Source organism: Candidatus Obscuribacterales bacterium (assembly GCA_036703605.1).
Taxonomy (GTDB): domain Bacteria; phylum Cyanobacteriota; class Cyanobacteriia; order RECH01; family RECH01; genus RECH01.
Genome location: DATNRH010000851.1, coordinates 1 through 6727 on the forward strand (window position 1 = coordinate 1; position 6727 = coordinate 6727).

7 protein-coding genes and 1 riboswitch are annotated in these 6727 nt (G+C 51.2%); of the genes, 2 read left to right on the forward strand and 5 right to left on the reverse strand.

Annotation, left to right across the window (positions count from 1 at the left end; genetic code table 11):
• Positions 1-210, reverse strand: a 210-nt coding sequence (locus tag V6D20_17550; protein HEY9817589.1) for a hypothetical protein, incomplete at its 3' end; no start/stop codon positions are given.
• Here V6D20_17550 and V6D20_17555 point away from each other — a divergent pair.
• Positions 209-1123 carry a methylated-DNA--[protein]-cysteine S-methyltransferase gene (locus V6D20_17555; protein ID HEY9817590.1) on the forward strand — a complete coding sequence of 305 codons (915 nt, stop codon included), beginning with the start codon at positions 209-211 and terminating at the stop codon, positions 1121-1123. The genes V6D20_17550 and V6D20_17555 overlap by 2 nt on opposite strands.
• Positions 1124-1279: 156 nt before the next feature.
• On the opposite strand, the gene V6D20_17560 is transcribed toward V6D20_17555, so the two are convergent.
• The 3 genes from V6D20_17560 to V6D20_17570 form a co-directional block, all read right to left on the reverse strand.
• Complete coding sequence (locus tag V6D20_17560; GenBank protein HEY9817591.1) at positions 1280-2593, reverse strand: MATE family efflux transporter; 1314 nt, start codon at positions 2591-2593, stop codon at positions 1280-1282.
• A 238-nt stretch (positions 2594-2831) separates the two neighbouring features.
• Positions 2832-3365: a DUF3592 domain-containing protein gene (locus V6D20_17565; protein ID HEY9817592.1), complete on the reverse strand. Its 534-nt coding sequence runs from the start codon at positions 3363-3365 to the stop codon at positions 2832-2834.
• Between the two features lie 47 nt (positions 3366-3412).
• The gene (locus V6D20_17570) at positions 3413-4075 is read right to left on the reverse strand and encodes a class I SAM-dependent methyltransferase (protein ID HEY9817593.1); all 663 of its coding nucleotides are present in this window, start codon (positions 4073-4075) and stop codon (positions 3413-3415) included.
• An 85-nt stretch (positions 4076-4160) separates the two neighbouring features.
• A riboswitch (TPP riboswitch) is annotated at positions 4161-4262 on the forward strand.
• 248 nt (positions 4263-4510) lie between these two features.
• On the opposite strand from V6D20_17570, the gene V6D20_17575 reads away from it, so the two are divergent.
• Positions 4511-5998, forward strand: coding sequence for a hypothetical protein (locus V6D20_17575; GenBank protein HEY9817594.1), 1488 nt, complete (start codon positions 4511-4513; stop codon positions 5996-5998).
• Between the two features lie 164 nt (positions 5999-6162).
• On the opposite strand, the gene V6D20_17580 is transcribed toward V6D20_17575, so the two are convergent.
• Positions 6163-6727 (reverse strand): calcium-binding protein (locus tag V6D20_17580; protein ID HEY9817595.1); only part of this gene is annotated, 565 nt, incomplete at its 5' end.

Below are 6727 nucleotides of genomic sequence, written 5' to 3' on the forward strand. Positions count from 1 at the left end.
CACCGCTACTGAATTGCTGATACCCAATCCAGTATCCAAGATCAGCAGCGCCGCTAGGTTGAATCCTCCTGCCTGAGTGATGTTGGGTTCTAACTCTCGACAACGACCATCCGCTTGAAGGCTTGGAGCTAGACAGCAAGAAACGGGTGGTGGAATTGTCCACCCATCGGTACAGTGAGGGTGATAGGGAGCGGCACTAGACGACACCATGACCTCTTCAGCGGATATCAAGCTCAACCAGCAGGACACCTACGAACGCATCGCAGCGGCGATCGCGTTCCTGCGCCACCACCATGCCGAACAGCCTGACCTGAAGGCGATCGCTGATCATCTACACCTCAGTGAATCTCACGTTCAGCGGTTGTTTACCCAATGGGTCGGCATCAGTCCTAAACGGTTTTTACAATATCTGACGGTGGACTACGCTAAGTCAAAGATTCAGACGACCAAAAATTTGCTAGACCTCACCCTTGATACTGGCTTATCTAGTCCGGGACGTCTTCATGATTTATTTGTCAACCTAGAAGCCATGTCTCCTGGAGAATATAAGTCTGGCGGTCATGGCTTGCAGATTCGCTATGGTATCCATGGGACGCCGTTTGGCTATGCCTTGATTGCTCTCACCCATCGAGGGATATGTGATCTGATATTCTTAGAAGAGAGTGATGTAGATGCGGCCATATCGTATTTGCAGACAGAATGGCCAGCCGCAGAACTGATTCTGGATTCGGCAACAACTCAGGACGTAAGCGATCGCATCTTTACCCCCCTCGCGACCCATCCTACGCCTTTGACGGCCCATGTGAAAGGCACCAACTTTCAGATTCAAGTATGGCGATCGCTCCTCATGATTCCTTCGGGTGGTCTCGCAACCTATGGTGGGATGGCTAAGGTGCTGGGTCGTCCCACCGCAGCAAGGGCAGTGGGGACAGCGATCGGGCGGAATCCCGTGGGCTATCTGATTCCTTGCCATCGAGTGATTCGTGAGTCGGGAGATTTAGGTGGCTATCGGTGGGGCCTGGAGCGCAAGGCGGCACTGTTGGGCTGGGAAGCTAGCCGCTGCCTTGCTCCTCAATCTGATGAGATGTCTGGTAAGCCTCGTGATTATATCAAGTCTGATTAGACGCGCTATTCATGCAAGGATTGGGCAGAGTACCAGGATGCCTGTCGTTCCTTTGCCAAGGAGGCGATAAATTGGGGGATCGAAGGCAGGATGTTCCAACCATGACCCTTCAGCCGGACTTGGTATCGGTGCTTCTTACAATCAAGTCTCCACAGATCATGTTGCCTGGCGACCTGTGAGGCGATGAAACCGCAGAATAGAAATTAGACCAGCAACCGCAACGCCGATTGACTGCCCAATCCATAATCCAACGCCTTCAAATCCCAGGGGAAACCCCAGAACATATCCACCGGCAAGACCTATACCCCAAAAGGCTAGACCGCTGATCAGCATCGGAATGCGGGTGTCTTGAAGTCCATGCAGTGCTCCCATGGCCATACGATGGATGCCGTCTAACAGTTGGGCGATGGATGCAACGAATAGCATCGGTATAGCTAGGGCCAATACTCTAGCATTCGCTGGCTGGTCGATATCGATATAGATGCCAATCACTTGCCGACGATAGATGATTAACGCGATCGCTGTGACCAACATGAATAAGCCTACAACAACCATGCCAACATAGCCCGCTCGACGCACACCTTTCATATCCTTTTGCCCCAGCCACTGACCTACACGAGCCGTCACGGCGTAGGACATACCTAGGGGAACCATAAAAATAATATATATGGTTTGATAGACAGTTTGATGGGCGGCAAGTATATCCGTTCCTAGAATGCCCATGAGGAAGGTTACGGCGGCGAACAGTCCATATTCCAGAGCAATCGTGATAGCGATCGCCACTCCCACCGTGATCAGTCGTTGAAAGATCCTGAGGTTGAAGTGATGAAAGTTTTGAAGAAATCGATAGTTTCTGAGCTGTGGATGCTTGAGAGCATAGATGAGGAACAGGATAAACATCAGCCAAAAGCTAAGTCCACTGGACAAACCCAGTCCGGCTAATTCCATGCGGGGAAAGCCAAATTTACCAAATCCCAGCACATAATTACCCGTAATATTAACAAGGGTGCCGATGATCACAATGATAATGACAACATTTGCCTGGGAAAGAGCTGAAACATAGCTTCGAAGCATAGCAAAGCCCAACGCTGGAAAAATTCCCCAGACAATAAACTTGAAGTAGGGAGCGGCACGGATGGCGATCGCGGCGGGCTGTCCGAGGGCCAGCAAACCTGCATCCAATTGGCTGATGATGACCATTAAGGGCAGGGTGAGGATGATTGCCAGCCAAAGTCCTTGACGAGCAATATGTTCGACTCGTGCTGTTTGTCCGGCCCCATAGGCCTCGGCGACTAGGGGGCTGACTGCCATCACGATACCACTGACCGTCGTCAGGCAAAACTGAAACATCGTGGATGCAAGCCCTCCCGCCGCGAGGCTTTCGGTGCCTAAACGCCCCATCATGATCGTGTCCACTAGACCGACTGCGGCCTGGGCAACCTGGGCACTGGCTAATGGGATAGCCAGCATTAAAAATCCTCCAATATCCTTGCCAAGGGGTGATTGTTTGACGGCGTTAGCGATCATGTCCTATCTTGTGCCACGAAATGTATCCATGTTCTACACTCTAGTGAACATTGGCGACATTAGACGATCCTTGTTGTCTAAAGTGCTTGTCCATAATGCTGACACCAAAAACAGGAGGCGATCGCTTTAGTAGAAATTGGGGATTATCCTGTAGCGATGGCTTACACTCTGCGCTATCGCCCTAGTCAGGCAAACCTAAATCGGGGCTGGGGCTGCTGAACATACCCAACCACCAGGGAACGAGAACGACTAGACCGCTGGCGATGAATAATAGTCCCAACACAAGCGGGACATAGGTGGCTCGGTTGCCCCCCGGCTTTAGCAAAGCCCTCTCAGGATGATGGGGATGGTAATAAACATGGATGGACTGACCCAGTTTATAAATCTGTCGGGCGGCGTTTCTAGCCTCTTCTCTTTGGGTATAATAGCGCGAACTTGCATTGACACCTGTCCCTAAAGAATAGCGATCGCTGGTGTAGTCTTGTCCTTCAACGCGATAGGTATAGCGAATGGTGTAGTGGTATTGTTTGTGTGCCGTTGCTCCTTGACCCGAAAGGCGACCAACCACCTGAATGCTATCAACCTTCCCTTGCACCGATGGCCAATCTTGGCTAAGACGCGCTTCTTTTAGAAAGAAAATGCCAAAGCCAAGGAGCGTAACACCGAGCAGCGTGATGCCCCCAAACGTACCAGGGATGATCCAGACATCACTCATGGTTGATTCTCTCCCGCAGGTGTGGCCTTGTCATAGCATTCTGAGCCTTAAACAGGTTTTTGTTGAATCATGGCCCAGTAGGTATCAGGCCCGGCTGGCACCTGAAAGGAAATATCCCGCAGTTCCAAGATCTGAAAACCCGTGCGCTGAATGAGCGATCGCCACGCACTCTTGCCCAGGGTACTGTAGTGATTTTGATTATCTTGATGACGACAGCTTGTATCAGGAGCTGGGACTTCAATATAGAGATAGGCACCGGGTTTCATCACCCGAAAGATTTCGCTCAGGGTAAAATAAGGGAAAATACTGTGCTCTAGGCAATGACGGCACCAGATAAAATCAAAGGTGGCATCGGGAAAGTCTAGGAACGATTGATCCATCTCGTAGACTTCGTATCCTTTAGACTGGCAGACAGCGACATCTTCACAATTCAGCGTAATGCCAATTGGCTTTAGATTGCGCTGTAAAAATAGCTCCAATGCCACACCCTGACCACAGCCAATATCCAGCACCGCTGCCCCATCGGGTAAGACATAGCGTTGGAACACTTCATCAATCATCCGCTGGGTGATAGCAGTATGTAGCCCACTGGGCGGCTCAGGATAGGTATCTGACTTAATTTTGTCGAAAAACTGCTCTAGCTTTTCAATATCCGAGGGGTTTAGCTTCATGGTTTCTGAATCAGGCAGCACATCTAGGGTAGCTGACATGGATGTCGAGATGTCGTGGATGTCGAGATGTCGGAAGAGTCAATGTGAATCTGGGGGCGATCGCCCTTCAATGGTACGATACTATCCAAGAAGCTAGGGGTGCCTAGGGCGCAAGTCCGGGCTGAGATTACACCCTCAGAACCTGAGCCTGGGTAATACCAGCGGAGGGAAGTGTGGATTGTGATAGTTCGTAACGTCAACCGTGTCGTCGGTTGTCCATGACGTCACCGGTAGACAACCTAGACCCGCTACCCAGTCTCTAAACAGGGCCGGTGTATTCCACGTTGTAGCCCTCACCCTAAATCCCTCTCCCGCTCTGGGAGAGGGACTTTGAATCCAGACTCCCTTCTCCTAAAAAGAGAGAAGGGGTTGGGGGATGAGGGCCAACAGGTACCCCTAGCGTCCTGTTGTGTCGTTTTTGAGAGGGTTCGTGGGATGTCCATTGGGGCGATCGCACTGGTCGTTACGCTGGTGACGACGGCGGTTTTTTCGTTAATTGGCATTGTCAATGCCAGTCGGCACCGCATTAATTTGGAAGACTATATGGTGAGCCGCAATCGCTTTGGCGGTTGGATGGCCTTCGCTACGGTGGTAGCCTCCACTATGGGCGCATGGATTTTGTTCAGCCCCCCCGAGGTGGGAGCCACCAGCGGTGTAGCGGGGATTGCCGGCTATTGTATTGGGCAGGCTGTCCCGTCGATTGGCTTTGTGTGGATTGGGCCGCGCATCCGTCAGCTCATGCCCCAAGGCCATTCGCTGAATGAATATGTGCTCCACCGTTTTGGCAATGCCATGTATGTTCTAACGCTGCTGATCATTGCCTTTTATATGCTGGTCTATCTGGTGGCAGAGCTAACAGCGATCGCCAAGGCAGTGAATATCCTTGCTGATGTCCCGCTGGGATGGACAGCCCTGGTGGTGATCACAGCCACCTTTGTCTACACCACCTATGGCGGCTTAGGAGCCACTATTTTCACCGATGCCATTCAGTTTGTGATCATCACGCCACTACTGTTGATTGTGCTGGCGATCGCGGTGGGTAACCTCGGCGGCATCACAGCCGCGTTAGAACCGGTGCGCCTCAATGCTCCAGAACTCTTGAGCTTCAGCAACGGCCCAGCCATCAAGTTTGGGCTGACCTTGGTGATTGCCATCATCTCTGCGGAAATGTTTAACCAAGGCAACTGGCAACGTATCTATGCCTGTCGCACCGACAATACCGTGCGGCGATCGTTCTTGGCATCAGGGCTGGTAATCTTACCCATGCTTTGTATTTCAGGATTGCTGGGCATCTTAGCCATGCATTTTGGCTTCAACAGCGACATTGCCTTCTTCTCTCTGCTGCAGGAGTTAGCGATTCCCATCTGGGCGATCGCTCTCGTGCTGATCTTAGCCTTAGCCTTGGTGATGAGCAGTCTCGATAGCTTACTGAATGGCCTCATCAGCGTATTGATTCTGGATCTACGGCGACTGTTGCCCCGAAGTAATGAGAATGGCTTGCTACGCATCTCGCGGGTTTTGACCGTAGCCATCAGCATTCCCGTCATTTTGGTGGCTGCCCAGGGCTATAACGTGCTTTATTTATTTCTGCTGGCTGACTTAGTCTGTGCTGGAGCCTTATTCCCCGTCTTGTATGGTCTCTATAACCGCCGGATTAATGGGATGACCGCCTTGGTGAGCAGCGTGGCAGGAATTGGCGTGGGTGCCATCTTTTTCCCGAAACCCGATTTTAGCCCTTGGACTAATGTGCCTTTTGCCGGTGATTTGCTCGTCAGTTTCTCAGCACCGATTGTGGTCTCCGTGGCTGTGGTGTTGATCTGGAATGCTATCGCCCCCCAATCAGACACCGCAGCGGACTTTGAATTTAGCCGACTTAAAACCGATGTCAAAGCCTACTCTGAGGTTCTGCCAACCCAGGACTAACATCTGATTACCCCGCAGCCTAGCAATCATGTCCAGGTTTCACGCAGGACGAGTGAAACTTGGACATGGATAACTCGCCTACACAGTCTAGGTTAGCTGCTGGCTCATTGATGTTCATGAGAGGCGCGTAGATAGGCCAAACCCGCCTACGCGCGGTTAGTTACTTACACTGAGACAAAGTCTGAGGATTGTAAGGTACTGATGTCTGTGTTTTGAAGAATACAAAGAACATGGCGTCCTTCTTTCACAATAGCATCCGTTCCTTGTTGGCGTAGGTTGAGATCATCTAACGATAGGCTACCTAGGAGACCAATTCTATCGCCCTGGCGCTGGTTGAAATCACCAATGATGTCAACACCATCGGAACGTCTGATCATAAAGACATCTTTCCCTGCACCACCCATTAAGCGATCGCGACCTGGGCCACCATAGAGGCGATCGTTGCCTCTATCCCCAAAGAGTAGATCATTCCCAGCATTACCACGCAGAATATCCCTACCTGTATTGCCTCGCAAACGATCATTGTCTTGTCCACCAGCTATTACATCGTTTCCATGACCACCGATGAGGGCATCATGACCATGACCACCCAAGAGATGGTCATGACCATTACCCCCATGAACATGGTCGTTTCCCTGCCGTCCATTAAGTTGGTCATCCCCTCCAAACCCTACGAGATAATCTGCAGAGCGTCTGCCTTGTAAGCTATCATCACCTGATGTACCGAAT

Coding starts and splice junctions, on each gene's coding strand:
- V6D20_17555 (HEY9817590.1), top strand. CDS start 209: ATGACCTCTTCAGCGGATATCAAGCTCAACCAGCAGGACACCTACGAA.
- V6D20_17560 (HEY9817591.1), bottom strand. CDS start 2,593: ATGCTGGCTATCCCATTAGCCAGTGCCCAGGTTGCCCAGGCCGCAGTC.
- V6D20_17565 (HEY9817592.1), bottom strand. CDS start 3,365: ATGAGTGATGTCTGGATCATCCCTGGTACGTTTGGGGGCATCACGCTG.
- V6D20_17570 (HEY9817593.1), bottom strand. CDS start 4,075: ATGTCAGCTACCCTAGATGTGCTGCCTGATTCAGAAACCATGAAGCTA.
- V6D20_17575 (HEY9817594.1), top strand. CDS start 4,511: ATGTCCATTGGGGCGATCGCACTGGTCGTTACGCTGGTGACGACGGCG.